Below are 26,602 nucleotides of genomic sequence, written 5' to 3'. Positions count from 1 at the left end.
CATGCGGGCTTTTTTGTTGCCTTGAGAATGTGCTGGCCGGCTGGTCAGCCTGCCCGCTTGTTGCGGCGGATGCGGTCAAACCACACCGCCAGCAGCAGAATGCCGCCGCGGATCAGGTACTGATAGAACGTCGGCACGTTCATCAGGCTCATCGCGTTCTGCACCGACCCCATGATCAGAACGCCGACCAGCACACCGGACACGGTTGCCACGCCGCCCGTGAGCGAAACTCCGCCCAGCACGCAGGCCGAGATTACGCCCAGCTCAAGCCCGACCGACGTTTTCGGATCGCCCAGGCTCATGCGGGAGGCCAGCATCACGCCGGCAAAGCCGGTCACAAGGCCTTGCAGGACGAACACGGCGATCTTGATGCGCGTCACCGGCAGGCCGGCAAGCAGTGCGGCTTCCTCATTGCCGCCGACGGCGAGCACGTTCTTGCCGAACACCGTCTTCTTGAGCAGGAAACCGAACAGCGCGAAGCCGACGATATTGCTCCAGATCGGGTACGAGATGCCGAGGAATGACCCGCCGCCCAGGTCGAAGAAGCTCTCTTCGGAGATCATCACCGCGTCGCCGTTGGAGGTGATGAAGGCGAGGCCGCGCACGACTTCCATCATCGCCAGCGTGACGATCAGCGAGTTGATCTGGTAGCGCGCCACCAGCACGCCGTTGACGAGGCCGACCAGGCCGCCCGCAAGCACGCCAGCCCCGACGCCCAGCACCACACTGTGTGTCGCGGTGATGAGCGTTGACGCCACCACTCCCGCAAACGCGACGATGGAGGCAACGGACAAGTCCACCTCGCCGAGGGCGAGCACGAACATCATCGTGACCGAGATGGAGCCGATCAGGGTGACGGAGAGCAGCAGGCCCTGGATGTTGCGACTGCTGATGAAGCCGGGCACCGTGAACGCCAGCGCGGTGAACAGCAAGACGAACACCACGACGATGCCCGATCGGTTGACCAGCTCCCATGTGAGGGCGGCGCGGCTGGGGATGCCCGGGGCGGCCATTGGCGGGCCGCCCGGCACGGATTCGGTGGATGGCGTTTGCATAGGATCGGTTTCCATGAGGGCGTGAATCGCGCGCTAACGTGGCAGCGCGAGTTTGATGAGGGTGTCAGGCGAGGCGTGCTCTCTGGGCAGATCGCCGACGATGCGGCCCTGCTTCATGACGAGCACGCGGTCGGCAACGCCGATGACTTCCGCCAGGTCGCTCGACACGACGATGACGGTGCGGCCCGCTTCGGCGAGGGCGTAGAGCAGGCTGTAGATTTCGCTGCGGGCGCCAACGTCGATGCCGCGCGTGGGCTCGTCCATCAGGAAGACGTCGATGTCTTCCGCAAGCCAGCGCGAGAGGATTACCTTCTGCTGATTGCCGCCCGACAGCTTGCCGATGGGCGTTTCACCGTTGCGTGTCTTGATTGCGAGCTTGTCGATGAAGGACTTGGTGGTCCGCGCTTCCTGCCGGTTGTTCAGCACGCTGAAGCGGCTGAAGTGGCGGCGGCAACTGATGTTCAGGTTATCGGACACCGAGGCGATCGCGACGATGCCTTCCTGCTTGCGGTCTTCCGGGCAGAGCGCGACACCTGCGCGCACCGCATCGCGCGGCGTGTTGAACTGAACGCGCTTGCCTTTGAGGTGAACCTCGCCTGCAGTGGGTTTGACCGCGCCGTAGAGCAGCTTCATCAGCTCCGAGCGCCCAGCGCCCACCAGCCCGAAGAAGCCGACGATTTCGCCTGCATGGGCGCGGAACGACGCGGGTTCGCTCAAGCCGGGCCCCATCAGGCCGCGCACGTCGACCTTCACCTCGCCGAGCGGGCGCGGCTTGTAGGCGTACACGTCCTGGATCGAGCGGCCGACCATGCAGCGGATCAGCCGTTCGCGGTCGAGGTTCGCGCCGGCGTTGAACGTGTCGATGTGCCTGCCGTCACGGAACACGGTCACGCGATCGCACAGTTCGTAGACCTCTTCCATGCGATGGGTGACGTAGATGACCGCGCGGCCCTCGGCCCTGAGCGCGCGAATGATGCGGAACAACTGCGTCGTCTCGCGCGAGGAGAGCGAACTCGTGGGTTCGTCGAACGCGATCACGCGGGCGTCGCGCATCAGCGCCTTGCCGATCTCGATCATCTGGCGCTGACCGATCGACAGATGCTTGACGGGTTGGGCCGGATCGAGCTTCTCGCCCAGCCGCTCGAGTTCGCGCAGCGCACGGGCGGTCAGCGTCTTCTCGTCGAGCACGCCAAAGCGGTTGGGCAGCGCACCGAGCATCAGGTTTTCCGCCACCGTCAGTTCGGGCACGAGGTGCAGTTCCTGATAGATGATGGCGATGCCCGCCGCAATGGCCGCGCGCGTGTTCGTGAACTGCTGCGGCACGCCGTCGAGCGACAGCGTGCCGTCCTCCGGCTGGTTGACGCCCGACAGCACCTTGAGCAGCGTCGATTTGCCCGCGCCGTTCTCGCCCATCAGGCCGTGCACCTCGCCGCGGCGGATGTCGAGCGAAACGTGGTCGAGCGCCAGCACGCCAGGAAAGCGTACGGTGATGCCGTCAAGCTTCAAGTACGCGCCAGCGGAAGCGTCGAGCGGGCCGCTCTCATCAAGTGATTGGACTGTCATCGGTTGCTCTTTGCAGATGCGTGCGGGGCGCGGGGCAGGCCCGCGCCGCGCGTTGCATCAAATGCCCAGTTCCTTGCGGACTTCCTGCCAGTTGCTGCGCACCATCAGCTTGCCGGTGGTCTGCGTATCGGCCGGCGGTTGCTTGCCGGTCTTGATCCAATCGACGAGGTTTGCAGCGCTGTCCTTGCCGTGATTGGTCGAGCTGACGGCAATCGTGCCGAAGAAACCCGTCGGCTCCTTCTTCTGGAATTCGGCGAACGCCTCGCCGGCACCGTTGATGCCGACGCCGATCACATCGGCGGCCGGAATGTGCAGCTGCTCGGTGGCGCGCACGCCGCCCAGCACGCTCTCTTCATTGAGCGCGAAGATCACCCACTTCTTGATGCCCGCATGCTGTGCCAGCACCGGCGACGCGGCATTGAAGCCACCGGCGTCGTCGGTGGTCTTTTGCGGCGCGTCGAAGATGTTCTCTTTCTTGAAGCCGCCGGCCAGCAGCGTCTGCGTGGCACCGTCGGTGCGCAGCTTGGCAGTCGGCAGTTCATAGTTGGTGATGCGCAGCGCGCCCACTTCCTCGGGCTTCCAGCCGCGGCGCTTCATCTCGTCGGAGATGGCCTGGCCGACCTGATTGCCGATCTTGAATGCCGACATGCCCAGATGCGGTACGTTGGCCAGCGGCTTGCCGGACGAGTCGACGAGCTGATCGTCAACCGTGACGAACTTCATGTTGTAGTGCTTGGCGCGTGCCGAGATAGCCGGTCCCAGGCGCACGTCCGGTGCGCAGATGACGAAGCCCTTGGCACCTTGCGCGCCCAGGTTGTCGATGGCGGACAGCACCTTTTCGCCATCGGGCGTGCCGATGTTCACCACCGAGAAGCCCTCCTTCTTGCCCAGCTCGGTGGCGGCCTTCTGCTCGTTGATGAACCAGGCCTGTTCCGGCATCTTGACCAGGAAGCCGATCTTGAGCGGCTCGTCGGCGTGGGCGGGCAGGCTGGCGGCCAGCGGCCCCAGGCACAGGGTAGCCGCCAGGGCGGATAGGGTCAGCCGGCGAAGTTTGCGTTGCATGGTTGTCTCCTCGTTGGAATGGCTCTTATGGCACTACGTGAATGGGGCGTGCCTTACGGCACGAACGGATCGATCAAATGGCGCCGACCGAGCAGCATGGCGTCGGCTACGTGCTGAAGCGGGCGGACATCGACATCGCTTTCGCCGCTGCCGATCAGTTCGAGAAAGCGTGTGTACAGGCTCGGGTATTCGCGTTCCGGGCCGACGTCGATCTCAACGCCGTCGATGGTCAATTGCTTGCCGCCCTGTGCCAGCCGCAAGGTGCCGTCGCGCGTGGTCACGTCGATCTGCCATAGCTCGCCTGCGTCATGGCGCCAGTCGAATTCCGCCTGGATTGCCGTGCCGCGTTCATCGGTGAATGCGAGGTGGGCGGCAATCGGCGTCTGCTGATTGGCGGGCACCCACAGGTCGGCCGCCTTCAGGAAGAACGCATGCGGCAGCACGCGGGTCAGGATCGACAGCGCGTTGATACCCGGGTCAAACACGCCCAGCCCGCCGGGTTCCCAGATCCATGCCTGGTTCGGGTGCCAGCGGCGCACGTCTTCTTTCCATTGCACGTTGACGGAGACGATGGCGCGGCTTGCCAGCCACTCCCGAGCGGCCTCGACACCGGGTGCGTGGCGCGAATGCCAGGAGGCGAACAAGGTGCAGCGGTTCTGCTGCGCCAGATCGGCGAGGATCGCCACTTCCGACACGCTGGCGCCCGGAGGCTTCTCCAGCATCACGTGCTTGCCTGCAGCGAGTGCCGCGCGGGCCTGAACAAACCGCACTTGTGGTGGCGTACACAGCGACACCGCACGCAGCGTGGGTTCGTCAGCCAACATGGCGTCGAGCGTCGTGTAATGCGGCAGGCCATCAATGCGCGAATGCGGGCTCGCGCAGGCCGCGAGCGAGAAGCCGGGCTGCGCGGCGAGTGCCGGCAGATGCTGATCGCGTGCAATCTTGCCGACGCCAACAATGCCGATCGCAACGGGGGTACGTTCACCGTGCATGGCTATCGCCCCCAACGCAAGACCAGCGGATCGAGCCGCCGGGCAATGTCGATCAGGCCCCGGCGCGTGTCTGGGTGCATCGGCGGCAACGGATGGCGCGATGCCTCGCAGGCGATCACTCCGCCTTCCTTCATCAGTGCCTTGGCGGCCAGGATGCCGGCCTGTCGGTTTTCGTGATTGATGAGCGGCAGCCAGCGCTGATACAGCTCGAAGGCGAGATCGTGTTGTCCTTTGGCGTGCGCCTCGATGATCGGTCGGATGCCGTCGGGATACGCGCCGCCGGTCATGCTGCCCGTGGCGCCGGCATCCAGATCGGCCAGCAGCGTGATGGCTTCTTCGCCGTCCCAGGGGCCCTCGATGGCGTCGCCGCCGAGGCGGATCAGCTCGCGCAGCTTGGCCGCCGCACCGGGCGTTTCGATCTTGAAGTAGGCCACCTGCTCGATCTCGCGGGCCACGCGCGCGAGAAACGCCGCAGACAGCACCGTGCCGCTGGCCGGCGCATCCTGAATCATGATCGGAATGCCAACGGCATCCGACACGCGCGCAAAGAACTCGTAGATTTGCACTTCGGGCACGCGGAAGGTGGCGCCGTGATAGGGCGGCATCACCATCAGCATGGCGGCGCCCATGTCCTGAGCGCGGCGGCTGCGTTGCGCGCAGACCTGCGTGCTGTAGTGCGAGGTGGTGACAATCACGGGCACGCGGCCGGCTACGTGTTCCAGCGCGGTGCGGGTGAGCACTTCGCGCTCGTCGTCCGACAGCGAAAACTGCTCGGAGAAATTCGCCAGGATGCACAGGCCATCGGAGCCGGCGTCGATCATGAAATCGATGGCGCGCTTCTGGCTGGCGAGGTCAAGTTCGCCCGTTTCAGTGAACGTCGTGGGCACCACCGGAAAGATGCCTTGGTAGCGCGGCTTGCTGTTGCGGGTCATGAAATCGTGAAGTCGAGAATGGGTGTCAGGAAAGGTGCTGGCGTGCGCCCAGCACAGCGCGGACGATGAACGTCATCACCACCGCAAATGCCAGCGCGGCGGCCAGGAAGTACAGACCTGCAGAAAGGCTGCCTGTGGCGTTCTTGAGGATGCCCATGCCATAGGGGCCGAGGTAACCGCCCAGGTTGGACAGCGAGTTAATGGTTGCGATACCGACTGCAGCGCTCGTGCCGGTCAGGAACTGTCCCGGCAGCGTCCACAACACGGCCTGAATTGCATAGGCCGAAAACGCGAACAGGCAGAGGCTGCCCAGTTGCAGCGCAGGCGCTTGAACCCACGCGCTGGCCGCCATGCCGAGCGCGGCCAGCGCCGAGAGAATGGCGATGTGCCAGTAGCGCTCGCCCGTGCGGTCCGAATGGCGCGGCACCAGGTACAAGCCCACCACGGCAAACAGATAGGGCACGGCGGACAGCAGACCGGTGGCGACATCGCTCACGCCAAACTGCTTGATGATCGTCGGCAGCCACAGCGACAGGCCGTAGATGCTCAGCGGAAACGGCAGAAACAGCAGCGCCAGTAAAAGCACCCGCACATCCTTGAGTGCCTTGAGCGGGCTGCCGTGCGACTTCAGCGCATAAGCGGCCTGATCTGCGGCCAGCTCGCGCTCGATCCACGCGCGGTCCGCAGCGGGCAGCCAGCGTGCGTGCGCAGGGGATTCCGGCAGGATACGCAGCGTCGGCACGCACAGCAGCGTGGCCGGCAAGCCGCTGACCACAAACAGCGTTTGCCAGCTCGACATGCCGAAGGGCCCCGGCACCGACAGCAACCACCCCGCCAGCGGCCCCGTGATGATGAGTGCGACGGGCTGGGCCAGCACCAGCAAGCCGACGATGCGCGCCCGATGGCGCATTGGAAACCACTTGGTCAGGAAATACAGAATGCCGGGGTACAGGCCGGCTTCGGCCGCACCGAGCAGGAAGCGCAGCACATAGAAGCTGACTGGGCCGCTGACCAGCGCCATGGCCATGGTGATGACGCCCCACGTGAACAGAATGCGCGCGAACCAGCGGCGTGCGCCAAAGCGTTCGAGTGCCAGGTTGCTCGGCACCTCGCACAGGAAATAGCCAATGAAGAACAGGCCAGCTCCCAACCCGTAGGCAGCGTCACCGATGCCTACCGCCGCATTCATGTGCAGTTTGGCGAAGCCGACTACAGAGCGATCGATATACGCCACCACGTAGATCAGCGCCAGGAACGGCATCAGCTTGCGCGTGAGCATGCCGACGATGCGCTGCTCTTCCGATGCATCGGCCGAAGCCGGAGCGGCGCCTGCGGTTTGAGAGATGTCCATCGGTCTTTCCTTGGCTCAGTGCGAGTGCCGCGGCACGGCGGCGCCCCTGCAGCCGACCAGGAAATCGAGGTCGCAGCCCTCGTCGGCTTGCAGCACGTGGTTGACGTACAGGCGCTGGTAGCCACCGTTTTCGCCATGAGAGCGCGGCGCCTGATAGGCCGCCATGCGGCGCGCCAGTTCGGCGTCGTCGATGTCCAGATGAAGCGTGCCGGCTTCGCAGTCGAGTTCGATCCAGTCGCCGTCCTGCACCGCGGCCAGCGGCCCGCCCGCCGCCGCTTCGGGGGCAACGTGCAGCACGACCGTTCCGTAGGCGGTGCCGCTCATGCGCGCGTCGGAAATGCGGACCATGTCCTTCACACCTTGGCGCAGCAGCTTGGGCGGCAGGCCCATGTTGCCGACCTCGGCCATGCCCGGATAGCCCTTCGGCCCGCAGTTCTTCATCACCAGCACGGAGGTGGCATCGACCTCCAGGGACTCATCGACGATGCGTTCCTTGTAGTGCTCCAGGTTCTCGAACACGACCGCACGGCCGCGATGCCGCAGCAGCTCCGGACTGGCCGCCGACGGCTTGAGCACCGCGCCACGGGGCGCGAGATTGCCGCGCAGCACGCGAATGCCGCCATCGTCGATCAGCGGATTGGCGAGCGGTCGGATGACTTCGTCGTCGGTGATGGGCGCGTTCTTGACGTTTTCCCACAGCGTCTTGCCGTTGACGGTCAGCGCATCGGGATGGGGCAGGAGCTTGGCCTCGCCAAGGCGGCGCAGTACCGCAGGCAGACCTCCGGCGTAATAGAACTCCTCCATCAGGAAGCGCCCCGAGGGCATCAGGTCGACGATGGTCGGGGTGTCGCGGCCGATACGCGACCAGTCTTCCAGCTCAAGCGGCACGCCAATGCGCCCGGCAATCGCCTTCAGGTGGATCACGGCGTTGGTCGAACCGCCAATGGCTGCGTTGACGCGGATGGCGTTTTCGAATGCGGCGCGCGTGAGGATCTTTGACAGCGTCAGCCCCTGCAGCGCCATCTCGACGACGCGGATGCCGGACATATGCGCCAGCACGTAGCGCCGCGCGTCCACCGCCGGGATGGCCGCGTTGTGCGGCAGCGATGTGCCGAGCGCTTCGGCCATGCATGCCATGGTGGACGCCGTGCCCATCGTGTTGCACGTGCCGGCCGAGCGCGACATCCCCGCTTCCGCCGACAGGAAGTGATGCAGGTCGATCTCACCTGCCTTGAGCGATTCGTGCAGCTGCCAGACGGCCGTGCCCGAGCCGATGTTCTTGCCGTCGAGCTTGCCGTTGAGCATCGGCCCGCCGGTCACGACGATGGCAGGCACGTCGCAGCTTGCCGCGCCCATCAGCAGGGCGGGCGTGGTCTTGTCGCAGCCGGTGAGCAACACCACCGCGTCGATCGGGTTGCCGCGAATCGCCTCTTCGACATCCATGGCCGCGAGGTTGCGCGTGAGCATGGCGGTCGGGCGCAGGTTCGATTCGCCGTTGGAGAACACCGGAAACTCCACCGGGAACCCGCCCGCCTCGTAAATGCCGCGCTTGACGTGTTCGGCCAGCTTGCGGAAATGCGCGTTGCACGGCGTCAGTTCCGACCAGGTATTGCAGATGCCGATGATCGGGCGGCCGTCGAATTCGTGATCGGGAATGCCCTGGTTCTTCATCCAGCTTCGATACATGAAGCCGTTTTTATCGGCGGTGCCGAACCATTGGGCCGAGCGCAGCTTGGGTTTCGATTCCGACATGGGTGCGTGTGTCACGGACGTGGTTGTCGAGGCGCGTGCGTCGACCGGCAGCGCGGCACTACTTGCAGCCCGCGCGGCACGTCCGTTGTCTCCGGTGTGGTTGTGGTTTTTTGATCGGACCGAGTGTACGGAGCGCCCTGATATCCTTCCAATGAAATATTGGTCGTGACCGATATCCGATTTGATATCCCGAGGAAGACCCGATGTCGAACAGCCCCTGGTATGTCCGTGCGCGCCTGAAGACGCGACAACTGCTGCTGCTGATTGCCCTGGCCGAGGAGGGCAACATCCACCGGGCCGCCGCCGCGCTCAACATGACGCAGCCCGCCGCCTCCAAGCTGCTGCGCGAGCTGGAAGCCATGCTGGATGTGCAGCTGTTCGAGCGCATGCCGCGCGGCATGCGTCCCACGCGCTATGGCGATGCGCTGATCCGCCACGCGCGCGCCGTGGTCGGCAGCCTGGACCAGGCGCAAGAGGAAGTGCTTGGGCTCAAGGCCGGCCACCTGGGGCACGTGGCGGTGGGGACGATCACGTCGCCGGGCGTGCGGCTGTTGCCGCCGGTGGTGGCGCAGATCACACGCGAGCATCCCGGGCTGCGGGTGTCGCTGGAAATCGAAAGCAGCAACGTGCTGCTCGAACGCCTGGCGCAAGACAAACTCGACCTGGTGGTCGGCCGCCTGTTTGCCGAGCACGACAAGCTGCACCTGCGCTACGAGCCGCTGGCCGACGAGCCGGTGGTCGCTGTGGCGCGGCCGGGGCATCCGCTGTTGGCGGAACCGTCGCTGACGCTCGCGGACGTGCAGCCGGCCACCTGGGTGGTGCCGCCCATCGGCAGCGTGCTGCGTCACCGGTTCGATCTGATGTTCCAGCGGGAGAGCCTGACAGCGCCGACAAGCGTGGTGGAAACCTCCGCGCTGCTGTTCCTGACGCGCATCCTGGAGCAGAGCGACATGCTGGCCGTGATCGGCGCCGACGTCGCGCAGTATTACGCGACGTATCAGATGCTGGCGATTCTTCCGTTGCCGATGCCGTGCCAGATGGATGACTTCGGCATCATCACGCGGACGGACCGGCTGTTGTCTCCGGCAGCGCTGCATGTGGTGCAGGCGCTGCGCGATGCGGGCCGAACGGCCTACGGGGCGGGCTGACTGCCGGCGCAAAAAAGCCCGCAATTGCGGGCTTCTTTCTGTGCGGCGATGACGTTCAGGCCGCCGGCACTGCGCCCTGCGGCGTGAGGTGATTGACGGCCTCGGGCAGGCCTTCGGCAAGCTGGTTCGCAAGGTCGCCTTCGTTGATGCCGAAGTGGGCGGCCAGTTTGGATACCTCCTCCAGCGCGCCCGTGCCGCTCAGTGCCTGCGTAATCTGTTCGCCCGACACCGGCAGGTTCTCGCCATTTCCGATCCACGATTTGACCTGTTCGCCCAGACCGGCTTGTTCCAGGATTTGCTGCAGCGGCCCGAGGCCTCCCGCCGCTGCCTGATCCGCATTGCCGCTGCCGCCGCCCAGCAAACCGCCGAGCAAGCCGCCAAGGCCACCGGCTCCGCCCGCACCGCCGAGCAGACTGCCCAGCGCGCCAGCACCGCCTGCCGCACCCAGCAAGCCACCCAGCGAACCGAACAGCCCGCCGCCTTCATCTTGTTGCGCTTGCGGCGCGGCCGCATCGCCCGCGCCCTGCGACTTGTGCTTCATCGCCAGGTAGGCCAGCACGGCCACGGCAAGCAGCACCTTCTTGTTGCCCAGCAATGACGATTGCGCGCCGCCGGCGTCATTGCCGCCGCCGAGAATCGAATCGAGTAGACCCATGATGAAGCTCCTTTGGTCAATGGCGGGCAGGGGGAGGGGCCCGCCGGGGGGATCAAACGGTCAGTGTTTCGTCGTCAGAACTTAAAACTCGCCAAGCACGGCGTGCAGCGCGGAGACGGCCACAAGCGCCGCCGATTCCGTTCTCAGAATACGTCGCCCGAGTGTCAGCGGTAAGAAACCGGCAGCCTCGGCAAGCGCTTCTTCGTCCGGCGAGAGCCCGCCTTCGGGGCCGATCAGCAGGACGATGCCATTGCCTTCGATGCGCGGGCGCGACTGCACCGCCCACTGCGTGAGCGATTGCGTGCCACGCGGCGACAGCAGCACGCGCGGCGCATCGCTCGACTTGGCGGCGGCGAGCCATTCACGCAGTGTGGCGACCGGCGCGACCGCTGGCACGCGGGCTCGGCCGCATTGCTCGCAGGCCGCCTGCACGAGTGCCTGCCAGTGCTGCACGCGCTTGGCCGCACGCTCGCCCGAGAGGCGCACTACGGCGCGCTCGGTCTGCAGCGGAGCCACCGCATTCACGCCCAGTTCGATGGCCTTCTCGATCAGCCAATCCATCTTGTCCCCACCGGCAATGCCTTGCGCGAGGGTGATGGCGTAGCGCGCCTCGGTGTCGGGCTGTGTGGCATCCGCAAGGCTGGCGGTGGCATCGCGCTTGTTGATGGCGTCGAGCCGCGCACGGAATTCGTGGCCTGATCCATCGAACAGGCAGACGTCATCGCCGACGGCTAGCCGCAGCACATGGATGTGCCGCGTGACGGCCTCTGGCAGCGTGACGGTGGTGTGGGGGGCGAGCGGCGTATCGACGAAAAAACGGGGAAGCCCCATTACGGCAATCCTTGTGGTGAATCGGGTCAGGCGATCAAGCGATCGAGCGATCGAGATGAAGCGATCAGGCGGCCGCCGGCCGGCAGGCGAGGCCCCAGCGATAGCCGTCGGGGTCGCGCACGGCGGCGTAGCGCTCGCCCCAGAAGGCGTCGTGCGGCGCCATGATGGACGTGGCACCCTGGTCGAGCGCGTTCTGGTACGCGGTGTCGACGTCGTCGCAATACAGGTGGAAGCTCTGCGGGCATTCAAAGCCGGCACCAGCCGGGGCTTTGGCGGTGGAGCCGAAGACGCCCTCAGGCGCAAACATCAGCATGAGCTGGCCCTGGTAGGTCATCTCGACGTGGATCGGGCGGCCATGGTCGTGCACCTCATCCTGCACACCGAAACCGAACGCATTGCGATAGAACGCGATGGCGGCCGATGCGTCGCGCACGGTCAGGTACGGGACGAGCCACGGGGTGTTGGCGGGGCGGGGGAAGCTCATGGCGGGCTCCTTCTTCGGCGCGATGCAACCAGGGACGAGTAGTGTAGAGCGCCCGCCACGCCACAATCAAAAAGAAATCAAAACACCTCGCTTGCCGGGGTCTGGTTGCGTGCGCGGCCGCCGCTACGCGCAACTTCATCGACGAGCCATTGACGGAACAATGCAAAGCCCGGGTGCTCTGCTGCCTGGTGCGGATGGATCAGGTAGTACGACAGGCGCAGCGACGCTTCGGTCGCCAGCGGTCGCATGAGGCGTCCGGCAGCGATGTCGTACTCGACAAGGATGCCCTGGCCGAGCGCCACGCCCTGGCCGTCGATAGCGGCTTGCAGCGCCATCAGGGCTTCGGAAAACGCCGGCCCGCGCGTGGCATCGATGTGGGGCACACCGACCTCGTCGAGCCATTGCCGCCACGTCGGATGGTGCGCGAGATGGCGCCCGCCGCGCTCGTGCAACAGCGTTTGCGTGGCGAGGTCCTGCGGCATGCGAATGGCCGCCTGCAGCGTGGCATTGCACACGGGAAAGAAATCGGTGGAGGTGAACCACTCGACGCGCAGGTTGGGCGCGTTGACTTGCCGGTCGTCGATGCACAGATCGAACTGGCCGTGGTCTTGCACGTCGGCGGTGGAGACCTCGACGCGCACGTGCGGATGCTGGTTGAAGAATCGGTATAGCCGGGGCACGAGCCATTTGGCGCCGAAGGTTGGCGGCACGGCCACGCGCAGCGGCGCGTCGGCGGTGTCCATCAGCAGGTCGGTGGCTTGTTCGAGCGCACGCAGCGCGTCGCGCACGCGAGGCAGGTAGTTGTCGCCCGCGTCTGTCAGCGTGAGCTGGTTGTTGCGGCGCGCAAAGAGCTTTTTGCCCAGATGATCTTCGAGTTGCTTGATCTGGTGGCTGACAGCAGCGTTGGTCACGCAAAGCTCGTCCGCAGCCCGGCTGAAACTCAAGTGGCGGCCCGCGACTTCAAAGACGCGCAATGCATTAAGGGGAGGGAGGCGGCGGGGCATGCGTTCTCGTTAAGAAAAATTTAACGTCCAACGAAGAATTTGTAGTTTGCCACGTTAAGGCCGCCCCGACTACAAATGCGCCTGGGGACGGTGTCGATGCTTGGTGTGTGCCTCCAGCGATCTCAAACCGCGCGCCGCACCGGACCCCGCCTACAAAAACATTTCAGGAGACGTCATGAATCGAACCACCGCTGTTCGCGGGATGCTGGCGTGCGGCCTTGCGCTCGCTGGCTGGACCGCTCCCGCCCTTGCACAAACCAACGTCACGCTGTACGGCCGCGTCGCCAGCGGCATCGACTACCAGAACAACGTCGCCCCCACCGCGACCTCGCCGGGCGGCAGCCTCTGGCGCGCCGCCGACAACCAGTGGGGAACCAGCATGTTCGGGTTCATGGGCAAGGAAGATCTGGGCGGTGGCCTGCAGGCGCTCTTCCGGCTCGAGTCCGGTTTTGGTGCGGCCCAGGGCCGGACCAACGGCGACGCGCTCTTCAACCGCCGTTCGTACGTCGGCCTGTCGAGCCCGACCTGGGGCACGTTGACGGCCGGCAAGAACCTCTTCATCAGCAACGACGTCTGGTTCCTCGACCCGACCGGCCAGCAGTTCATCGGCTCGGCCACGCTGGTGCGCGGGCGCAACTGGCCGGGCGCCAACAACGTCGTCGAATACCAGAGCCCGACCTGGGGCGGCTTCCAGATCGGCCTGCAGACCGGTCTGGGCGAGCAGCCCGGCTCCTTCACCAACAGCCGCCGCGATGGCGTATCGGCCGTCTACAAGACGGGCCCGCTGGAAGTGCGCGCGATCTACGACGTGATCCGCGACGGCAACGGCAAGTTCAGCGACATCTTCAATTTCTCGAAGGAAGCGACGATCGGCGGCACGTACACCATCGGCAAGGCCAAGCTGTTTGCGGCGTATGAAAACCTGTCGGCGCCGGATGCCGCGGCGGGCGCCCCGACCAAGGCCAACCACTACTGGCTGGGCATCAACTACGAAGTCACGCCGGCGCTGACGCTGATCGGCGCGGCCTACCGTGTCAACGTGAACCACGGCGGCGGCAACGCCAACCTGTTCATGGCCGGCGCGAACTACAACCTGTCCAAGCGCACGATGCTGTACGCGAGCGTGGGCACGGTGCAGAACAGCGCCACCGCCAACTTCTCGGTGGAGGCGACCAACAACAACCCGGCCCCGGGCAAGAACCAGCTGGGTGCTTACACCGGTATCGTTCACTCGTTCTAAAAAACCGCTCATGATCCTGTTGCGCGCCCCGAACTCGACTGTGCGACGTTGCCGCTTCCCAACGAGGTCTTCATGGGTGGCGGCGTTTTCCAAGTCAACCTCGGGCCGCTCGCCGCGGATCATGAAAGGGTTTTAACCCCGGGCTCCGTCCCACGTCACACCAAGCAATGCCACGCATGAACATCCTCACCATCGATACCGGTACCACCAACACACGCGTCACGGTCTGGCGCGATGACGTTGCGCTCTGCCAGGCTGCGCGCCAGGTTGGCGTGCGCGACACCGCCATCACCGGCAACCGGACGACGCTGCAGCGCGGCGTGCAGGACACCATCGAAGCTGCGCTGCAGAAGGCCGGTTTCGGCATGAGCCAGGTCGACTTGGTGCTGGCGTCCGGCATGATCACCTCCAACGTCGGCCTGCACGAAGTACCGCACCTGGTGGCACCGGCCGGCCTGCGCGACCTGGCGGCGGGGATGGTGCAGGCGACCATCCCGGAGGTGTGCCCCCAGCCGATCTGGTTTGTGCCGGGCGTGCGCAATCCGGTAGACAACCTCGGCCTGCACAACATCGAGTCGATGGACATGATGCGCGGCGAAGAAGTCGAGACGATGGGTTTGGTCTCGCGCCTCGGCATCACGGAACCTGCGGTGATCGTGCTGCCGGGCTCGCACTCGAAGTTTGTGCATCTGGATGCTGACCAGCGCATCACCGGCTGTGTCACGACGCTGGCGGGCGAGCTGCTGCATGTGATCACGCACAACACCATCCTGGCTGACGCGCTCGACTCCGACTTTGCTACCGAGGTCGATCCGGAAATGCTGCTGTCCGGCGCGCGTAGCGCCAGCAGCATCGGACTGGGGCGCGCCTGCTTCATGGTGCGCACGCTGGGCCAGTTCACGATCTACGAGCGCAATGCGCGGGCCAACTTCCTGCTGGGCGCGGTGCTGGGCGCGGATCTGCTCACGCTCAAGAACAGCAGCGCGATCCGCATGAATCCGGGCACGCAGTTCGTCATCACGGGCAAGCCGCTGCTGCGCGAAGCGCTGGCCGTGCTGGTGTCGGACGACGATTTCTTCTCGGGCAAGGTCACCGTCACCAGCAGTGAACAGCAGGAACACCTGGCCGGCAGCGGCGCGATCGCCATCGCACGCGAGCGCGGCCTGGTCAAAACCTTGAAGGTGGCGTAAGCCGGGCGCGCACGCCATTCCATCTTTCATCCAACGCAGAACAGATGCCGCAAAGACGGCATCGCAAGGAGACAACATGCAACAACAACGACGCGGGACATTCAAGGCCATTGCGGCCGCCACGCTGTTTGCCATGGCCGGCGGCCTTTCGGTGTTTGCCCATGCAGCCGACGAAGTGAAGATCGGCTTCCTGGTCAAGCAGCCCGAAGAGCCGTGGTTCCAGGACGAATGGAAGTTCGCAGACCAGGCTGCCAAGGAGAAGGGCTTCAAGCTGGTGAAGATCGGCGTGCCTAGCGGCGGCGAAGTGCTGACCGCCATCGACAACCTTGGCGCGCAGCATGCGCAGGGTTTCGTGATCTGCGTGCCCGACGTGAAGCTGGGGCCGGCGGTCGTGGCCAAGGCTAAGCAGAACAACCTCAAGCTGATGACGGTGGATGACCGCCTGGTTGACGGCGCGGGCAAGCCGATCGAGTCGGTGCCGCACATGGGCATCTCGGCCACGAAGATCGGCGAACAGGTGGGCGATGCCATCGCGCAGGAAATGAAGAAGCGCGGCTGGAATCTGTCGGAAGTCGGTGCCATCCGCATCGCCTATGACCAGTTGCCGACCGCCAAGGAGCGCACCGACGGCGCCGTCGCCGCGCTCACCAAGGCGGGCTTCCCGGCTGCCAACGTGCTCACCAGCCCGCAGGCCAAGACGGATACCGAAGCCGCGTTCAACGCCGCCAACATCACCCTGACCAAGAACCCGAAGTTCAAGCACTGGATTGCGTTCGGCCTGAATGACGAAGCCGTGCTCGGCGCCGTGCGTGCAGCGGAAGGCCACGGCGTGAAGCCGGCGGACATCATCGGGGTTGGCATTGGCGGCAGCCAGTCGGCGCTCAACGAGTTCGCCAAGCCCGAGAAGACCGGCTTCTTCGGTACCGTGCTGATCAGCCCGAAGCGTCACGGCTACGAAACCTCGGTCAACATGTACGAGTGGATCAAGAACAACAAGGCGCCGGACCCGCTCATCCTGACCAGCGGCCGCCTGATGACGCGCGACAACGAAAAGGCCGTCCGCCAAGAGATGGGTTTGTGATTTTGCGGATGACGTTGTTGAAGGAGACTTGCCATGTCGGCGTTTCTTGAGTTTCGTGGCATCAGCAAGGTGTTCCCGGGTGTGCGGGCGCTGTCCGATGTGTCGTTCGGCATCGAATGCGGTCGCGTGCACGGCTTGCTGGGCGAGAACGGCGCGGGCAAGTCGACGCTGTTGAAGATCCTGGGCGGCGACTATCAGCCCGATGGCGGCCAGATCCTCGTCGAGGGAAAGCCGACGACGTTCCCGACCACGCGGGCGGCGCTGGATGCCGGCATTGCCGTCATCCACCAGGAACTGCAGACGGTGCCCGAGCTGACGGTGATGGATAACCTGCTGCTCGGCCACCTGCCGGCCAGCGGCGGGTTCATCCGGCAGCGCGAGGCGATGGCCTGGACGCGCGAGCAGCTCGGCCGCATCGGCGTCGATCTGGACCCGCGCGCCAAGCTGAAACACCTGTCGATCGGGCAGCGCCAGATGGTCGAAATCTGCAAGGCGATCCTGCGCGACGCGCGCGTGATTGCGCTGGATGAGCCGACAAGTTCGCTGTCGATCCGCGAGACCGACATCCTGTTCCGTCTCGTAAAAGACCTGCGCGCGCAGGGCCGGGCCCTGATCTACATCTCGCACCGGCTCGATGAGATTTTCGAGCTGTGCGATGGCTGCACGATCTTTCGTGACGGCCGCAAGGTGGCCGATTTTCCGGCGATGGCCAACGTCACGCGCGACGAGCTGGTGGCACAGATGGTCGGCCGCCAGATCGACGACATCTTCGATTACCGCGCGCGCCCGCTCGGCGACGTGCGCCTACAGGTAGATGGCCTGATGGGCCCGAAGCTGGCCGAGCCGGCAAGCCTGTCCGTACGCCGCGGCGAGATCGTCGGCCTGTTCGGGCTGGTGGGTGCGGGGCGCTCGGAACTGGCGCGATTGATTTATGGAGCCGATCGCAAGACGGCGGGCAGCATCACGCTCGATGGCGCGCCGATCCGCATCCGGGATGTGGCTGACGCCATCCGCCAGGGCATTGTCCTGTGCCCGGAAGACCGTAAGGAAGAAGGCATCATTGGCTGCCGCTCGGTGTCAGAAAACATCAACATCAGCTGCCGGCGCAACCAGCGCCGCTTCGGCCTGTTCGTCAATGACCGCCAGGAAGCGAAGACGGCTGATCACTACATCAACCGGCTGCGCATCAAGACGCCCAACCGCGAACAGCCGATTCGCCTGCTGTCGGGCGGCAACCAGCAGAAGGCCATCCTGGCGCGCTGGCTCGCCGAAGACGACATGCGCGTGCTGATCATCGATGAGCCCACGCGCGGTATCGACGTCGGTGCCAAGAACGAGATCTACCAGGTGCTGTACGAGCTGGCCGAACGCGGCGTGGCCGTGCTGATGATTTCCAGCGAGCTGCCGGAAATCCTCGGTGTGGCCGACCGCGTGCTCGTGATGAGCGAAGGCCGCATCGCCGGCGAACTGCCGCGCGAGCAGGCCAACGAGCAGGCCGTGCTCAAGCTCGCGCTGCGACCTGAATCTGCGCCGCTGCCATCTGCACCCATGCCGCCGCTGGCTGCCTGAGAACCCCGGAGTCCAAGATGTCCCAGTCTCAACCCCTGCAACATTCCGATGCGCTCGCCGCATCGGCACGCTCTGCCATGAACAAGACGCGCCTGCTTCGCCTGCTGGACGATTTCAGCCTCCCGCTGATCTTCGCCATTCTGTTTGCCGCGCTGTCGTTCTCGGTCGAGTACTTCTTCTCGTGGCAGAACATGGTCGGCCTTGCGTTGTCCGTCTCGCAGATCGGCATGGTCGCCTGCACAATGATGTTCTGTCTGGCGTCGCGTGATTTCGATCTGTCGATCGGCTCCACGGTGGCGTTTGCCGGCGTGCTGTGCGCCATGATCATCAACGCCACCGGCAGCATCGCCCTTGGCATCGGTGGGAGCCTGGTGGCGGGCGCGATCATTGGTGGCGTCAACGGTTTCGTGATCGCCAAGCTGAGAATCAACGCACTGATCACCACGCTGGCCACGATGGAAATCGTGCGCGGCCTCGCCTTCATTGCCTCGCATGGCCAGGCGGTCGGCGTGTCCGATATGGATTTCTTCGACCTGGGCAACACCATCGTCTTTGGCGTGCCGACCCCGGTGTGGGTGGCGGGGCTGTGCTTCGTGGTGTTTGGCGTGCTGCTCAATAAGACGATCTACGGCCGCAATACGCTGGCGATTGGCGGCAACCCGGAAGCCGCGCGGCTGGCCGGCGTGAATGTCAACATGACGCGCATCGTCATCTTCCTGATCCAGGGCGTGATTGCGGCGCTGGCGGGCGTGATTCTGGCGGCGCGCATCACCAGCGGCCAGCCGAATGCGGCGCAAGGCTTTGAGCTGAACGTGATCTCGGCCTGTGTGCTGGGCGGCGTGTCGCTGCTGGGCGGCCGCGCCACCATCAGCGGGGTGCTGGTCGGCGTGCTCATCATGGGCACCGTGCAGAACGCGATGAACCTGCTGAACATCGACGCGTTCTACCAGTACCTCGTGCGCGGCGCGATTCTGCTGGCGGCGGTGTTGGTCGACCAGTTGAAGAACCGCGGCGGCCGTGAGTGAGGCGGTGCAGATGACAACCGCAACCACGCTTTCCGATCTGCGCTGCACGCTGGGCGAAGGCATCGTCTGGGACGACGCCCTGCGTGTGCTCTGGTGGACCGACATCCAGGAATCGCTGCTGTGGCAGCACGATCCGGCGACGGGGCAGGAGCGCCAATGGCCGCTGCCGCAACGCGTGGGCTCTTTCGTGCTGACGGACGAACCCGGTGTGCTGATCCTCGGCCTTGCCAAGAACATCGCCCGCTTTGACACGCGCACCGGCACGCTGACGCTGCTGGCCGACGTCGAGCCCGAGAACCCGACCACGCGCGTCAACGACGGCCGCGCGGATCGTTCCGGCAACTACGTCTTCGGCACCATGCACGAAGGCGGCCCGGAACCCACCGGCAGCTTCTATCGCTTCACGCCGATGGGCACGCTGCAACGCCTTGTGCTGCCGCACGTCGCCGTTGCAAACAGCATCGCCTTCAGCCCCGACGGTGGGACCATGTATTGGTGCGATACGCACAGCCGCCGTATCCACGCGTGCGATTACGACGGGCAGACCGGCGCAGTCGCCAATATTCGTGTCTTCGCCGATCTGCGTGACCAGGATGCCGAGGGGGCCCACAAGGGCTCGCCCGATGGCTCCACCGTCGACGCAGACGGCTGCCTCTGGAACGCCGAGTGGGGCGGCAACCGCCTGACGCGCTACGCAGCGGACGGGCGCGTGCTGGCGCGCGTGTCCGTGCCGGCATCGCAGCCCACATGCCCCGCCTTTGGCGGCGAGGCGCTCGGCACGCTGTATCTGACGACAGCGCGCGACGGTCTGTCGGCGCACCGCCTGGCAGAAGACGTCAACGCTGGCGCGACGCTGCAGCTTGCCGTACCCAACGTACGCGGATTGCCGGAGGGCCGGTTCGGCCATGCCTACGTTGCGGCTTGAAAACGGCGTGCTACGCGCCGAGGTGCTGCCCGAGGCGGGCGGCGGGTTGCTGCGCTTTGATTTGCTGCGCGATGGCAATGTTGTGCCCATCTTCCGGCCGGGCGAGGCAGACGCCGCACTGCGCGATCCGAGAACGCTCGCCTGCTATCCGCTGGTGCCGTGGTCCAACCGCATCGGCGGCGGGCGCTTCTCGTTCCAAGGGCAGACCATCGAAGTGCCGCCCACGCGTGATGACGAGCCGTATCCGCTGCATGGACACGGCTGGCTGATGCCGTGGCACGCAGTCTCTCAAACAGACACGTCGGTCGAACTCGCCGCAACGGTCGACCACGGCCGCCCGTTCCGCTATCAGGCGATGCAGCGCTACACGCTCGCGGGCAACACGCTGGACATCGCGCTGACGGTATGCAACGAAGGCGCACCGCTGCCATTCGGGCTGGGCGTGCATCCGTTCTTTCCGCGCACGCCCGATGTTCGGTTGCTCGCGTGCGCAACCGCGATGTGGCAATCCGGACCGGACCATCTGCCGACCGATCTGCAGGCGCCATCTGCGGACGCAGATTTTTGCAAGCTGCGGATGCTGGAAGCCCGTGCCGCCATCAATCACAGCTTTGAAGGCTGGGATGGCCACGCCGAGATCGTCTGGCCCAGCCGCCGCATGTCCGTGCAGATTGCCGCCGACACGTCGCGCTATGTGCTGTACACCCCGGCCGAGTACGACTTCTTTTGCTTCGAGCCGGTCGACCACGCCATCAATGCGCACAACCTGCCGGGCCTCCCGCAAGACCACGGGCTGACCGTTCTCGACACGGGCCAGAGCCTGCAGCGCAGCTATCAATTCACCGTGAATCGTCCCGACGCATGACTGCTTCTTCCGTGTCTTTTCCGCCGCGTCTTGCCGGCAAGGTCGCTCTGGTGACGGGCGCCACGCAAGGCATTGGCGGCGCGATTGCCAAGCTCTTCGCGCAGCACGGCGCATGCGTGATCGTCAACACGCTGGTGCGTGACGAACGTGCTGAAGCCTTCGCCGCCGAAATTGGCAACAGCGTTGGCAACGAAGACAACATCCTCCTCGTGCAAGCCGACGTGCGCGATCGCGCCCAGATCGACGCGATGGTCGCTGCTGGCGTCGAACGCTTTGGCGGGATCGACGTGCTGGTCAACAACGCCGGCATCAACGTATTTTCCGATCCGCTCAAGTTGAGCGAGGACGACTGGGCGCGTTGCCTGTCCGTCGATCTGGAAGGCGCGTGGCACTGCGCGCGCGCCGTGCTGCCGCACATGCTGGCGCGCGGGGCGGGCAGCATCGTCAACATCGCGTCCGTGCATGGGCACAAGATCATTCCTGGCGCGTTTCCGTATCCGGTGGCCAAGCATGGGCTGATCGGGCTCACGCGTGCGCTGGGTATCGAATATGCGGCGCGCGGTATCCGCGTGAATTCGATTTCGCCGGGGCTGATCCTCACGCCCATTGCCGAGGCCGGCTTTGCCGCCGCACCCGACCCCGAAGCCGAACGCCGCCGCCAGGCCGAACTGCTGCCGTGCAAGCGCATCGGCGAGCCCGAAGAGGTGGCCTACACCGCGCTGTTCCTCGCGTCCGACGAGGCGCGCTTCATCAACGCGACCGACATCCTCATCGATGGCGGGCGCTCGCAGCTCTATCACGAATGACCTGGACAACCCACCTTCCGCTGATCGCCATCCTGCGCGGCATCCGCCCTGACGAGGTGCTCGCGCATACGCAGGCGCTCGTCGATGCCGGCTTCGATGCCATCGAGATTCCGCTGAACTCGCCCGACTGGGCGCAGAGCGTGCAGCTTGCCGCGCGTGCCTTTGGCGACCGCGCGCTGATCGGCGCGGGCACCGTGCTGCGCCCCGAAGACGTTGACCTGATGGTCGCGGCGGGCGGCAAGCTGGTCGTCACGCCCAACACGCATACGCCGGTGATTCGTGCTGCCGTCCACGCCGGCCTCGTCACCTGCATCGGCTGCATGACCGCCACCGAAGCTTTTGCCGCGCTGGACGCAGGCGCGCAGGCGCTGAAGATCTTCCCGGCCGGCAATCTCGGGACCGGTTATGTCCGCGCGCTCAAGGCCGTGCTGCCCGCTGACGTGCCGGTATTTGCCGTCGGTGGCATCACGCCCGAGAACCTTGCCGATTACCTTGCCGCCGGCTGCATCGGTGCAGGTCTCGGCAGCGACCTCTATCGCCCGGGCCAGCCCGTCGAGCGCACCGCCGAACGCGCGCGCGCCTTTGTCGCCGCCTACCGCGCCGCTCAATTTGTCCGCACCTGAACGCACCATCGATTCGATCCATGAAAATCACCCGCCTGACCACGTACCGCCTGCCTCCGCGCTGGATGTTCCTGAAAGTCGAGACCGACGAAGGCATCACCGGCTGGGGCGAACCCGTCATCGAAGGCCGTGCGCGCACGGTGGAAGCGGCGGTGCACGAGCTGTCCGACTACCTTATCGGCCAAGACCCGAACCGCATCAACGACCTCTGGCAGACCATGTATCGCGCCGGCTTCTACCGCGGCGGCCCGATTCTGATGAGCGCCATCGCTGGCATTGATCAGGCGCTGTGGGACATCAAGGGCAAGGTGCTGGGTGTGCCGGTGTACGAACTGCTCGGCGGCCTCGTGCGCGACAAGATGCGCACCTACAGCTGGGTCGGCGGTGATCGCCCGGCCGACGTGATTGCCGGCATGAAGGCGCTGCAGGCCGGTGGCTTCGACCACTTCAAGCTCAACGGCTGCGAGGAGATGGGCATCATCGACACGTCCCGCGCGGTGGATGCGGCGGTCGCCAAGGTTGCGGAGATCCGCTCGGCGTTCGGCAACACCGTCGAATTCGGGCTGGATTTTCACGGCCGCGTGTCTGCGCCGATGGCCAAGGTGCTCATCAAGGAGCTGGAGCCGTATCGCCCGCTCTTTATCGAAGAGCCCGTTCTAGCCGAGCAGGCCGAAACCTATGCCCGCCTGGCCGCGCACACCCATCTGCCGATCGCTGCCGGCGAGCGCATGTTCTCGCGCTTCGACTTCAAGCGGGTGCTGGAGGCGGGCGGGGTGTCGATCTTGCAGCCGGACCTGTCTCACGCCGGCGGCATTACCGAATGCGTGAAGATCGCCGCCATGGCCGAGGCTTACGATGTGGCGTTGGCGCCGCATTGCCCGCTTGGCCCGATCGCGCTGGCGGCGTGCCTGCACGTGGATTTCGTCAGCTGGAACGCCACGTTGCAGGAACAGAGCATGGGCATCCACTACAACAAGGGCGCCGAACTGCTCGATTACGTGCGAAACAAGGCCGATTTCGCCCTGGAAGGCGGGTATATCCGCCCGCCGCGCCTGCCCGGCCTGGGTGTGGACATCGACGAGGCGCTGGTCATCGAACGCAGCAAGGAAGCACCCGACTGGCGCAACCCGGTGTGGCGCCACGCCGACGGTTCCGTCGCGGAGTGGTAAGCCGGGCGGGGGAGGGGACGTCGTAGCACGTTTTACTGACCGCGATCACCCCAGCCGGGTCATCCCCGTCTGGTAAAATCGCGGTTTTCCCGCCTATCTCCTGCCGCAGGTTCGCATGACCGCCCCCGCCCTCCACTCGAATACCACCCAGCCTACCCAGTTGATGGCCAGCGCCATTCGCGTGCTTGCCATGGACGCCGTCCAGCAAGCCAATTCGGGCCACCCCGGCGCGCCGATGGGCATGGCGGATATCGCCGTGGCACTGTGGAGCCGCCACCTGCGCCACAACCCGCTGAACCCGCGCTGGCCTGATCGCGACCGCTTCGTGCTGTCCAACGGCCACGGCTCGATGCTGATCTACGCGCTGCTGCACCTGACCGGCTACGACCTGCCGATGTCGGAGCTGAAGAACTTCCGCCAGCTGCACAGCAAGACCGCCGGCCACCCGGAATACGGCATCACCCCGGGCGTGGAAACCACCACCGGCCCGCTGGGCCAGGGCATCACCAACGCCGTCGGCATGGCCCTCGCCGAGCGTCTGCTGGGCCAGGAATTCAATCGCCCGGGCTTTGACATCGTCAACCACCACACCTATGTCTTCCTGGGCGACGGCTGCCTGATGGAAGGCATCAGCCACGAGGCTTGCTCGCTGGCCGGCACGCTCAAGCTGAACAAGCTGATCGCGCTGTGGGACGACAACGGCATCTCGATCGACGGCGACGTTGTCCACTGGTTCAACGACGACACCCCGAAGCGCTTCGAAGCGTACGGCTGGAACGTGATCCGCGCCGTCGACGGCCATAACGTTGCCGCCGTGGACGCCGCCATTGCCGAAGCCAAGAAGTCCGACAAGCCGACCCTGATCTGCTGCCGCACGCTCATCGGCAAGGGCGCGCCCAACAAGGAAGGCGGTCACGATGTGCACGGCGCCCCGCTGGGCGGCGTTGAAATCGCTGCCGCGCGCGAAGCGCTGGCCTGGCCGCACGCTCCGTTCGAAGTTCCGCAGGCCGTGTACGACGCCTGGGATGCCAAGGGCCAGGGCCAGGCACTGGAAAAGGCTTGGAATGCCCTGTTCGATGCGTATTCCGAGCGCTACCCGGCCGAGGCTGCGCAGTTCGAGCGCCGCATGCGTGGCGAACTGCCGGAAGCCTTCGACAAGGCCGTCGCCGAGTTCATCGAGAAGTGCGAGCAGAAGGCCGAGACCATTGCCACGCGCAAGGCCAGCCAGAACACGCTCGAAGCCTACGGCCCGGTGCTGGGCGAGCTGCTGGGCGGCTCGGCCGACCTGACCGGCTCGAACCTGACCAACTGGAGCGGCAGCAAGGCCGTGCGTGTGGATGCCTGGGGCAACCACATCAACTACGGTGTGCGCGAGTTCGGCATGAGCGCCATCATGAACGGCATCGCGCTGCACGGTGGCTACATTCCGTACGGCGGCACGTTCCTGACGTTCTCCGATTACAGCCGCAACGCGCTGCGCATGGCCGCACTGATGAAGATCCGCTCGATCTTCGTCTTCACGCACGACTCCATCGGCCTGGGCGAAGACGGCCCGACGCACCAGTCCATCGAGCACGTTGCCAGCCTGCGCCTGATCCCGAACATGGATGTCTGGCGCACCGCCGACACCACCGAAACGGCGGTCGCCTGGGCCGCCGCCATCGAGCGCCAAAACGGCCCGAGCTGCCTGATCTTCAGCCGCCAGAACCTGCCGTTCCAGGCGCGCAACCCGGCCACGCGCGAAGCCATTGCTCGCGGCGGCTACGTGCTGCGCGATGCCCCCAACGGCAAGCCGGACGTGGTCATCATCGCCACCGGTTCGGAAGTTGGCCTGGCAGTCGGTGCAGCAGACCAGCTCGCCGCCGAGGGCATCCACGCGCGCGTAGTTTCGGTGCCCGCCACCACCGTGTTCGACAAACAGGACTCGGCCTACAAAGCGAGCGTGCTGCCGGCCGGCGTGCCGCGCATCGCCGTGGAGGCAGGCGTGACCGATTTCTGGTGGAAGTACCAGGTACAAGCCGTGGTCGGTATTGACACGTTCGGTGAGTCGGCCCCGGCGGGCGTGCTGTTCAAGCACTTCGGCTTCACCGTCGAGAACGTGGTGAACACCGCCAAGAGCGTCGTTGCTTAACTGAATTTGCGTATGCGGCACCCACGAGGTGCCGCGCTGGTTTTTATCGCACCGTCGATTTCTTTTCTGCTATCAGGAGACTGACCATGACCATCAAGATCGGCATCAACGGCTTCGGCCGCATCGGACGCATGGTGTTCCGCGCCGCCGCCGCCAACTTCAAGGACATCGAAGTCGTTGCCATCAACGACCTGCTCGAGCCCGACTACCTGGCGTACATGCTGAAGTACGACTCGGTGCACGGCCGCTTCGACGGTGAAGTGTCGGTCGACGGCAACACGCTCGTCGTCAACGGCAAGAAGATCCGCCTGACCGCCGTGAAGGATCCGTCCGAGCTGAAGTGGGGCGAAGTCGGCGCCGACGTGGTGATCGAATCGACCGGCATCTTCCTGACCAAGGAAGGCGCGCAGAAGCACATCGACGCGGGCGCCAAGAAGGTGATCATGTCGGCCCCGTCCAAGGACGACACCCCGATGTTCGTGTACGGCGTGAATCACGAAACGTACAAGGGCGAGGCGATCATCTCCAACGCTTCGTGCACGACCAACTGCCTGGCACCGGTTGCCAAGGTGCTGAACGACAAGTGGGGCATCAAGCGCGGCCTGATGACGACCGTGCACGCTGCCACCGCCACGCAGAAGACCGTTGACGGCCCGTCCAACAAGGACTGGCGCGGCGGCCGCGGCATCCTGGAAAACATCATCCCGTCGTCCACTGGCGCCGCCAAGGCCGTGGGCGTGGTGATCCCGCAACTGAACAAGAAGCTGACCGGCATGTCGTTCCGTGTGCCGACCTCGGACGTGTCGGTCGTTGACCTGACCGTCGAACTGGAAAGCGCCGCCACGTACGCTGAAATCTGCGCCGAAATGAAGGCACAGAGCGAAGGCGCGCTGAAGGGCGTGCTGGGCTACACCGAAGACAAGGTCGTCGCTACGGATTTCCGCGGCGATGCACGCACCTCGATCTTCGACGCCGAAGCCGGCATCGCACTCGACGGCACCTTCATCAAGGTCGTGAGCTGGTACGACAACGAGTGGGGCTACTCGAACAAGTGCCTGGAAATGGCGCGCGTGGTCGGCAAGTAATCCCGATCAATGGAACAGACGAACGCGCCTTCGGGCGCGTTTTTCATAAGTGAGCGAAGCGGAG

The 26,602-nt window shown here is 65.2% G+C and carries 24 protein-coding genes; 13 read left to right on the top strand and 11 right to left on the bottom strand.

The window, feature by feature from the left end:
• Positions 1-44 precede the first annotated feature (44 nt).
• The 7 genes from araH (ACTJK6_RS16650) to ACTJK6_RS16620 are packed head-to-tail and all read right to left on the bottom strand — an operon-like array spanning position 45 to position 8,707.
• Positions 45-1,055, bottom strand: a complete 1,011-nt coding sequence (araH, locus tag ACTJK6_RS16650; RefSeq protein ID WP_440839584.1) for an L-arabinose ABC transporter permease AraH — start codon at positions 1,053-1,055, stop codon at positions 45-47.
• A 33-nt stretch (positions 1,056-1,088) separates the two neighbouring features.
• Positions 1,089-2,618: an L-arabinose ABC transporter ATP-binding protein AraG gene (gene araG / locus ACTJK6_RS16645; RefSeq protein WP_440839583.1), complete on the bottom strand. Its 1,530-nt coding sequence runs from the start codon at positions 2,616-2,618 to the stop codon at positions 1,089-1,091.
• A gap of 57 nt (positions 2,619-2,675) precedes the next feature.
• Positions 2,676-3,680 (bottom strand): arabinose ABC transporter substrate-binding protein, encoded by a 1,005-nt coding sequence (locus ACTJK6_RS16640; protein WP_232041016.1) that lies wholly within the window; start codon positions 3,678-3,680, stop codon positions 2,676-2,678.
• A 53-nt stretch (positions 3,681-3,733) separates the two neighbouring features.
• Positions 3,734-4,672: a Gfo/Idh/MocA family protein gene (locus ACTJK6_RS16635; RefSeq protein WP_440839582.1), complete on the bottom strand. Its 939-nt coding sequence runs from the start codon at positions 4,670-4,672 to the stop codon at positions 3,734-3,736.
• Between the two features lie 2 nt (positions 4,673-4,674).
• Positions 4,675-5,604 carry a dihydrodipicolinate synthase family protein gene (locus tag ACTJK6_RS16630; protein ID WP_440839581.1) on the bottom strand — a complete coding sequence of 310 codons (930 nt, stop codon included), beginning with the start codon at positions 5,602-5,604 and terminating at the stop codon, positions 4,675-4,677.
• Between the two features lie 25 nt (positions 5,605-5,629).
• Entirely contained in the window at positions 5,630-6,955 is a 1,326-nt protein-coding gene (locus ACTJK6_RS16625) for an MFS transporter (protein WP_440839580.1), read from the bottom strand.
• A gap of 15 nt (positions 6,956-6,970) precedes the next feature.
• Positions 6,971-8,707, bottom strand: a complete 1,737-nt coding sequence (locus tag ACTJK6_RS16620) for an IlvD/Edd family dehydratase (protein ID WP_440839579.1) — start codon at positions 8,705-8,707, stop codon at positions 6,971-6,973.
• Between the two features lie 203 nt (positions 8,708-8,910).
• Between ACTJK6_RS16620 and ACTJK6_RS16615 the strand changes: the two genes are divergently transcribed.
• Positions 8,911-9,855, top strand: a complete 945-nt coding sequence (locus ACTJK6_RS16615) for a LysR family transcriptional regulator (protein WP_232041012.1) — start codon at positions 8,911-8,913, stop codon at positions 9,853-9,855.
• Positions 9,856-9,910: 55 nt separating this feature from the next.
• On the opposite strand, the gene ACTJK6_RS16610 is transcribed toward ACTJK6_RS16615, so the two are convergent.
• The 4 genes from ACTJK6_RS16610 to gcvA form a co-directional block, all read right to left on the bottom strand.
• The gene (locus tag ACTJK6_RS16610) at positions 9,911-10,510 is read right to left on the bottom strand and encodes a YidB family protein (RefSeq protein ID WP_440839578.1); all 600 of its coding nucleotides are present in this window, start codon (positions 10,508-10,510) and stop codon (positions 9,911-9,913) included.
• An 81-nt stretch (positions 10,511-10,591) separates the two neighbouring features.
• Positions 10,592-11,341, bottom strand: coding sequence for a 16S rRNA (uracil(1498)-N(3))-methyltransferase (locus tag ACTJK6_RS16605; protein WP_440076252.1), 750 nt, complete (start codon positions 11,339-11,341; stop codon positions 10,592-10,594).
• A 64-nt stretch (positions 11,342-11,405) separates the two neighbouring features.
• Positions 11,406-11,825: a VOC family protein gene (locus ACTJK6_RS16600; RefSeq protein WP_232041009.1), complete on the bottom strand. Its 420-nt coding sequence runs from the start codon at positions 11,823-11,825 to the stop codon at positions 11,406-11,408.
• A 77-nt stretch (positions 11,826-11,902) separates the two neighbouring features.
• Complete coding sequence (gcvA, locus tag ACTJK6_RS16595; RefSeq protein WP_316871796.1) at positions 11,903-12,829, bottom strand: transcriptional regulator GcvA; 927 nt, start codon at positions 12,827-12,829, stop codon at positions 11,903-11,905.
• A 175-nt stretch (positions 12,830-13,004) separates the two neighbouring features.
• On the opposite strand from gcvA, the gene ACTJK6_RS16590 reads away from it, so the two are divergent.
• The 12 genes from ACTJK6_RS16590 to gap all read left to right on the top strand — a co-directional run bounded on the left by ACTJK6_RS16590 (position 13,005) and on the right by gap (position 26,538).
• Complete coding sequence (locus tag ACTJK6_RS16590; protein WP_260802169.1) at positions 13,005-14,069, top strand: porin; 1,065 nt, start codon at positions 13,005-13,007, stop codon at positions 14,067-14,069.
• Positions 14,070-14,245: 176 nt separating this feature from the next.
• Entirely contained in the window at positions 14,246-15,259 is a 1,014-nt protein-coding gene (locus ACTJK6_RS16585) for a 2-dehydro-3-deoxygalactonokinase (protein ID WP_232041006.1), read from the top strand.
• Between the two features lie 76 nt (positions 15,260-15,335).
• On the top strand, positions 15,336-16,340 hold the full coding sequence (locus ACTJK6_RS16580) for an arabinose ABC transporter substrate-binding protein (protein WP_392397748.1): 1,005 nt from the start codon (positions 15,336-15,338) through the stop codon (positions 16,338-16,340).
• Positions 16,341-16,373: 33 nt separating this feature from the next.
• Positions 16,374-17,909, top strand: a complete 1,536-nt coding sequence (gene araG / locus ACTJK6_RS16575; protein ID WP_440816887.1) for an L-arabinose ABC transporter ATP-binding protein AraG — start codon at positions 16,374-16,376, stop codon at positions 17,907-17,909.
• Between the two features lie 77 nt (positions 17,910-17,986).
• Positions 17,987-18,934: an L-arabinose ABC transporter permease AraH gene (gene araH / locus ACTJK6_RS16570; protein ID WP_373407695.1), complete on the top strand. Its 948-nt coding sequence runs from the start codon at positions 17,987-17,989 to the stop codon at positions 18,932-18,934.
• Positions 18,935-18,944: 10 nt separating this feature from the next.
• Complete coding sequence (locus tag ACTJK6_RS16565; RefSeq protein WP_440839577.1) at positions 18,945-19,859, top strand: SMP-30/gluconolactonase/LRE family protein; 915 nt, start codon at positions 18,945-18,947, stop codon at positions 19,857-19,859.
• The gene (locus tag ACTJK6_RS16560) at positions 19,840-20,724 is read left to right on the top strand and encodes an aldose 1-epimerase (protein ID WP_440839576.1); all 885 of its coding nucleotides are present in this window, start codon (positions 19,840-19,842) and stop codon (positions 20,722-20,724) included. Before ACTJK6_RS16565 ends, ACTJK6_RS16560 begins: the two co-directional genes overlap by 20 nt.
• Positions 20,721-21,530: an SDR family oxidoreductase gene (locus ACTJK6_RS16555; protein WP_440476170.1), complete on the top strand. Its 810-nt coding sequence runs from the start codon at positions 20,721-20,723 to the stop codon at positions 21,528-21,530. The genes ACTJK6_RS16560 and ACTJK6_RS16555 overlap by 4 nt, the downstream gene beginning before the upstream one ends.
• Positions 21,527-22,153: a 2-dehydro-3-deoxy-6-phosphogalactonate aldolase gene (locus ACTJK6_RS16550; protein WP_414561078.1), complete on the top strand. Its 627-nt coding sequence runs from the start codon at positions 21,527-21,529 to the stop codon at positions 22,151-22,153. The genes ACTJK6_RS16555 and ACTJK6_RS16550 overlap by 4 nt, the downstream gene beginning before the upstream one ends.
• Before the next feature lie 20 nt (positions 22,154-22,173).
• Entirely contained in the window at positions 22,174-23,322 is a 1,149-nt protein-coding gene (gene dgoD, locus ACTJK6_RS16545) for a galactonate dehydratase (RefSeq protein ID WP_440839575.1), read from the top strand.
• Between the two features lie 115 nt (positions 23,323-23,437).
• The gene (tkt, locus tag ACTJK6_RS16540; protein WP_232040998.1) at positions 23,438-25,453 is read left to right on the top strand and encodes a transketolase; all 2,016 of its coding nucleotides are present in this window, start codon (positions 23,438-23,440) and stop codon (positions 25,451-25,453) included.
• A gap of 86 nt (positions 25,454-25,539) precedes the next feature.
• On the top strand, positions 25,540-26,538 hold the full coding sequence (gene gap, locus ACTJK6_RS16535; protein ID WP_009241512.1) for a type I glyceraldehyde-3-phosphate dehydrogenase: 999 nt from the start codon (positions 25,540-25,542) through the stop codon (positions 26,536-26,538).
• Positions 26,539-26,602: the final 64 nt, after the last annotated feature.

The sequence above is a fragment of the Ralstonia sp. 22086 genome (assembly GCF_052045975.1).
Taxonomy (GTDB): Bacteria; Pseudomonadota; Gammaproteobacteria; order Burkholderiales; family Burkholderiaceae; genus Ralstonia; species Ralstonia wenshanensis.
Note: the sequence above shows the minus strand (reverse complement) of the source record. Positions and strands in the feature narration are given on the sequence as shown.

Excerpts from the sequence above, each read along its gene's own strand:
- araH (WP_440839584.1), bottom strand. The coding sequence starts at position 1,055 with ATGCAAACGCCATCCACCGAATCCGTGCCGGGCGGCCCGCCAATGGCC.
- araG (WP_440839583.1), bottom strand. The coding sequence starts at position 2,618 with ATGACAGTCCAATCACTTGATGAGAGCGGCCCGCTCGACGCTTCCGCT.
- ACTJK6_RS16640 (WP_232041016.1), bottom strand. The coding sequence starts at position 3,680 with ATGCAACGCAAACTTCGCCGGCTGACCCTATCCGCCCTGGCGGCTACC.
- ACTJK6_RS16635 (WP_440839582.1), bottom strand. The coding sequence starts at position 4,672 with ATGCACGGTGAACGTACCCCCGTTGCGATCGGCATTGTTGGCGTCGGC.
- ACTJK6_RS16630 (WP_440839581.1), bottom strand. The coding sequence starts at position 5,604 with ATGACCCGCAACAGCAAGCCGCGCTACCAAGGCATCTTTCCGGTGGTG.
- ACTJK6_RS16625 (WP_440839580.1), bottom strand. The coding sequence starts at position 6,955 with ATGGACATCTCTCAAACCGCAGGCGCCGCTCCGGCTTCGGCCGATGCA.
- ACTJK6_RS16620 (WP_440839579.1), bottom strand. The coding sequence starts at position 8,707 with ATGTCGGAATCGAAACCCAAGCTGCGCTCGGCCCAATGGTTCGGCACC.
- ACTJK6_RS16615 (WP_232041012.1), top strand. The coding sequence starts at position 8,911 with ATGTCGAACAGCCCCTGGTATGTCCGTGCGCGCCTGAAGACGCGACAA.
- ACTJK6_RS16610 (WP_440839578.1), bottom strand. The coding sequence starts at position 10,510 with ATGGGTCTACTCGATTCGATTCTCGGCGGCGGCAATGACGCCGGCGGC.
- ACTJK6_RS16605 (WP_440076252.1), bottom strand. The coding sequence starts at position 11,341 with ATGGGGCTTCCCCGTTTTTTCGTCGATACGCCGCTCGCCCCCCACACC.
- ACTJK6_RS16600 (WP_232041009.1), bottom strand. The coding sequence starts at position 11,825 with ATGAGCTTCCCCCGCCCCGCCAACACCCCGTGGCTCGTCCCGTACCTG.
- gcvA (WP_316871796.1), bottom strand. The coding sequence starts at position 12,829 with ATGCCCCGCCGCCTCCCTCCCCTTAATGCATTGCGCGTCTTTGAAGTC.
- ACTJK6_RS16590 (WP_260802169.1), top strand. The coding sequence starts at position 13,005 with ATGAATCGAACCACCGCTGTTCGCGGGATGCTGGCGTGCGGCCTTGCG.
- ACTJK6_RS16585 (WP_232041006.1), top strand. The coding sequence starts at position 14,246 with ATGAACATCCTCACCATCGATACCGGTACCACCAACACACGCGTCACG.
- ACTJK6_RS16580 (WP_392397748.1), top strand. The coding sequence starts at position 15,336 with ATGCAACAACAACGACGCGGGACATTCAAGGCCATTGCGGCCGCCACG.
- araG (WP_440816887.1), top strand. The coding sequence starts at position 16,374 with ATGTCGGCGTTTCTTGAGTTTCGTGGCATCAGCAAGGTGTTCCCGGGT.
- araH (WP_373407695.1), top strand. The coding sequence starts at position 17,987 with ATGAACAAGACGCGCCTGCTTCGCCTGCTGGACGATTTCAGCCTCCCG.
- ACTJK6_RS16565 (WP_440839577.1), top strand. The coding sequence starts at position 18,945 with ATGACAACCGCAACCACGCTTTCCGATCTGCGCTGCACGCTGGGCGAA.
- ACTJK6_RS16560 (WP_440839576.1), top strand. The coding sequence starts at position 19,840 with ATGCCTACGTTGCGGCTTGAAAACGGCGTGCTACGCGCCGAGGTGCTG.
- ACTJK6_RS16555 (WP_440476170.1), top strand. The coding sequence starts at position 20,721 with ATGACTGCTTCTTCCGTGTCTTTTCCGCCGCGTCTTGCCGGCAAGGTC.
- ACTJK6_RS16550 (WP_414561078.1), top strand. The coding sequence starts at position 21,527 with ATGACCTGGACAACCCACCTTCCGCTGATCGCCATCCTGCGCGGCATC.
- dgoD (WP_440839575.1), top strand. The coding sequence starts at position 22,174 with ATGAAAATCACCCGCCTGACCACGTACCGCCTGCCTCCGCGCTGGATG.
- tkt (WP_232040998.1), top strand. The coding sequence starts at position 23,438 with ATGACCGCCCCCGCCCTCCACTCGAATACCACCCAGCCTACCCAGTTG.
- gap (WP_009241512.1), top strand. The coding sequence starts at position 25,540 with ATGACCATCAAGATCGGCATCAACGGCTTCGGCCGCATCGGACGCATG.